The organism is Microcystis sp. M53602_WE12, assembly GCF_030065455.1.
Classification (GTDB): domain Bacteria; phylum Cyanobacteriota; class Cyanobacteriia; order Cyanobacteriales; family Microcystaceae; genus Microcystis; species Microcystis aeruginosa.
Window position 1 is genome coordinate 1 of sequence record NZ_JASJFB010000222.1, and the last position, 3,867, is coordinate 3,867.

At 43.7% G+C, this 3,867-nt stretch carries 3 protein-coding genes and 1 pseudogene; 2 read left to right on the forward strand and 2 right to left on the reverse strand.

Annotation, left to right across the window (positions count from 1 at the left end):
• Positions 1 to 134: 134 nt before the first annotated feature.
• Positions 135 to 611 (forward strand): annotated as a pseudogene (locus PX482_RS08080) (Uma2 family endonuclease); the annotation flags it as partial.
• Here PX482_RS08080 and murG read toward each other — a convergent pair.
• The gene (gene murG / locus PX482_RS08085; protein WP_288023375.1) at positions 593 to 1,666 is read right to left on the reverse strand and encodes an undecaprenyldiphospho-muramoylpentapeptide beta-N-acetylglucosaminyltransferase; all 1,074 of its coding nucleotides are present in this window, start codon (positions 1,664 to 1,666) and stop codon (positions 593 to 595) included. The pseudogene PX482_RS08080 and the gene murG overlap by 19 nt on opposite strands.
• 81 nt (positions 1,667 to 1,747) lie before the next feature.
• Between murG and PX482_RS08090 the strand changes: the two genes are divergently transcribed.
• A complete protein-coding gene (locus PX482_RS08090) occupies positions 1,748 to 2,554 on the forward strand; it encodes a DUF8623 domain-containing protein (protein ID WP_288023376.1) in 807 nt (268 codons plus the stop codon).
• A 183-nt stretch (positions 2,555 to 2,737) separates the two neighbouring features.
• Here the strand turns inward: PX482_RS08090 and PX482_RS08095 are convergent, their stop codons facing one another.
• A complete protein-coding gene (locus PX482_RS08095; RefSeq protein WP_004266804.1) occupies positions 2,738 to 3,556 on the reverse strand; it encodes a transglutaminase-like domain-containing protein in 819 nt (272 codons plus the stop codon).
• Positions 3,557 to 3,867 lie beyond the last annotated feature (311 nt).

The window sequence follows — 3,867 nt, forward strand, 5'->3', positions numbered from 1 at the left end:
GGGGGTCAATTACCTAATTTTCAGGGAAAAAGTCCCTGAATTTCCCCCTGATCACTCCCATATCTGGTACTTTTTGAGGGGAAAAAAGTCCAAAAGTCTTATCCAACAAGGTTTTTAGATTTATTCAGCAAGCCCTAATTAATCTGGGTAATTCTGGGGCTTTACATGGTTATATTGCCATTATTTTAAGTGCTGCTTTATTCGCTTTAGTAACATCTCGAAAACTAGGGGTATTATTGGACTCCAGCACTGCTTTTACTATGAAAAATGGTAATAAACGCTCTCCTGATATAGCTTTTTTTGCTAAGGAACATCTGCAAGGATTGGAAGAATTGCCGACGGGTTTTTTAGAAGGTGGGCCAGATTTAGTGGTAGAAATTCTCTCTCCGGGGAATACAGTGGCAGAAATCGAGGACAAAATTGCCGAGTATTTTGCCAATGGGACTCGTTTGCTCTGGGTTATCAGTCCCCGTCAACACTATGTTTTAGTTTATCGTTGCGGGTACGAACCGCAGGGATTATTAACATCAGGAGATTTTCTGGAGGGGGAAGATGTGGTTCCGGGGTTCACTTTTCTGGTGGCTGATTTGTTTCAAAAACTATCTTTTTGAATCTTTCTTCTCAACAAATCGGCTAATAAATCGGCACTGTCACTAATAGCTAGATGAGAAGCTTGTTGGGCCATGGCGGCCAATTTTTCGGGATTAGACCATAAATCGAGGACTAATTCGCCTAAAAACTGAGCAGTTAACTCATTTTGACGGTAAAGATAAGCGGCTTGAGCTTCAGCGAAAACTTGGGCATTATAGAACTGATGGTCTTCGGCAGCAAAAGGATAGGGAATTAAAATCGAAGGCGTACAAGTGATCGCTAATTCTGTTAAAGTGCTGGCTCCGGAGCGACTGATAGCCAGATTAGCTCTTTGCCATAATCCCGCCATATTGTCGTAAAAAGGCCGGGAAAAATAGTTAGAATGGCGCAAACTATCCGCTTCGGGGTCGTTTTCTCCCGTGAGATGCACGATATAAATGCCTTTTTCTAACCATTGGGGAGCGCTTTGTCGCACAAGTTGATTAAGAGCCACGGCCCCTTGAGAACCACCGGCAACGACAATTAAAAAAGCAGTCTCTGGAATCGGTAAATCTAGGGACTGGGGAATGAGAAACTGCTCCCGTACGGGCGTACTAGACCAAGTGGTACGAGTGCCGGGTAAATAGCTGGCGGTTCCCTGAAAACCGAGGGCAACCGTATCGCACCAGCGACCGAGAACTTTCGTGACTTTGCCCGGTATGTAGTTAGATTCGTGTAGGATGACGGGAATATTGGCTAAACGAGCCGCTAAAATGGTCGGGCCTGCGATATAACCCCCGGTGGTAAAAACTGCCGCTATCTGACGTTTTTTGATTAAACTACGCACTTGCCAAATGGCCCGCAGTTGACCGAACAGAATCTTGAGAGTTTTTAACCCGAAACGGGTTTGAAATCCCTCAATGGGGATGGTGTGCAGGGGATAGGTTTTTGGAACTAAGGACTGTTCGAGACGGTCTGGAACTCCTAACCATTCAATCTCGTAATCCGGCAAGCGCTCGGCCAGGGCCAAAGCGGGAAATAAATGACCACCAGTACCACTAGCGGCAATCAATAGACGGGTTGGAGTGCGTGCCATAATTCGAGAGAGGGGAAATTCAGCCCTAGAATGAAATAATCTACCATAGTTATTGATCGATCCTTACACAAACTATCACTAATGCGTAACTTGAACACGATTCCCAATACATTTTTTCGTCAATCCCTCAATTTTTCCCTATCGTTGCTGTTAGGTTTGGGGTTAACTTTTGCCCTTGCTACCGGTCTGCGAGCCGAAAAGCCAGAAACTGCTCCGGCTAATTTAAAAACGCTTATCTCCAAAATCGAAACGGCGGCTAATGAGCGAAATCTCAAGCAATTAATGGAGTTTTATAGTCCGAAATTTACTAACTCCGATGGCTTGACCTACGAAAAAACTAAAAAGGCTTTAACTCATTTTTGGGAACGTTATAACAATCTACAATACACCACGACTCTCGAATCTTGGAGTCGTTCTGGTGATAAGTTAACGGCCAATACAATTACTAAAATTACCGGGACGGGAAAGGTGCAGGGACGAGTGGTGGGAATGAATGCTACGATTCGTTCTCGTCAACAATTTCAAGGGAATAAACTGGTTTATCAGGAGATTTTAAGCGAGAGAGTTGAGTTAAGCACCGGCAAAAATCCCCCCAGTATTCAGGTGAGAATTCCCGAGAGGGTGAAAGTGGGTCAAGAATTTGATTTTGATGTGATTGTCCGCGAACCTTTAGGGGATGATTTATTGGCCGGAACGGCGATCGATGAGAAAGTAGATATTGAGCGTTATATTAATACAAAGCCTCTAGAATTGGAATTATTACAGTCCGGCGGTTTATTTAAGCGGGTAAAAGCGCCGGCAACACCGGAAAATCGCTGGTTATCGGCGATTTTAATCCAAGGCGATGGGATTGTTGTCGTTACTCAACGGGTTAAGGTAGAAAAGTAATTTTTATCTGGGTGTTGCGGCAAAAAGCTTGTTGGTGGGGTGTGGGGTGTAGGGTGTGGGGTGTAGGGTTTTATTTCCCCCTTTCACTCCAATGGCTGGCACTTTCAGGCAATTTAATCCTTATTTTTGCCGTTTTTGAACCCTCAAAAATTAATTATGCAAGAGGTTTAATAAATACTCTGATTAAGCATAGAGGTGGGAAACATCGCTCGTCCATACTTTAAATTTTGTTAAATTTACTTGACCAAAAGAAGTTGTTAGGGAAGCATCGACGGCATCTAAGCCGCGAGTCATTAAAATCCGCCCGATTCTGGGGGTGTTATGACGAGCATCAAAGGTGTACCATTGATGGTCTAAATAAACTTCAAACCAAGCACTAAAATCCATCGGTAGAGGTTGGGGAGAAATACCGATATCTCCGAGATAGCCGGAGGCATAACGGGCGGGAATATTTAGGCAACGGCAAAAAGTCAAAGCTAGATGGTTAAAATCGCGACAAACCCCCGTTCTTTCCCGATAGACATCATAGGCGGTTTTCGTCACCCGCGCGTATTCGTAACCAAAACGAATGTGACTATGAACCCAATCACAAACCGCTTGTACCCTTGCCCAACCGGGGGGAGTTTGTCCGAAAAGTTCCCAGGCAATTTCCGAAAGCAAATCCACTTCACAATAACGGCTACTCATTAGGTAGGGAAAAACTTGGGTTGGTAACTCTGCTAGAGGAATTTCTTGGGCATTCCCATTAACGATATCGGGTTTCCATTCATTCTCGATAACCGCTTCATTGTGAATGCGAATCTGTCCGTCGGGTAAAATTAGACGACTGGTTCGATTACCGAAGCTATCTAAAAATTCTTCTATTTTTGTTGCCGGTTCCACCTGCAAATTTTCCGATTGTCTAACTTGATTTAAAATTGAGGGGTGTAGATAAAGTTTTAACAACATGACCACGGGTAAGGGGGCATCAAAGCCAAATTCATAACCAACATGGATTAACATTAGGACTCCTATCTAAATGAAATTTTGTCAGGATTGGTAGAGATGAAACGCCAATAATCGCCAGACTGAAAAAAGTTAGGCCTGACTACTTAGGGGCTGCTGAAAAAGTTTTTCGTGGGGGCAGGGTGTGGGGTGTGGGGTGTGGGGTGTGGGGTTTTACCCATTTTCAGGTGGTCAATTACCTAATTTTCAGGGAAAAAATCCCTAAATTTTCCCGCCAATTACTCCAATGTTAGGCACTTTTTCAGGGAAAAAAAGTCTAAAAGCCTTATCCAACAAGGTTTTTATATTTATTCAGCAAACCCTACTTA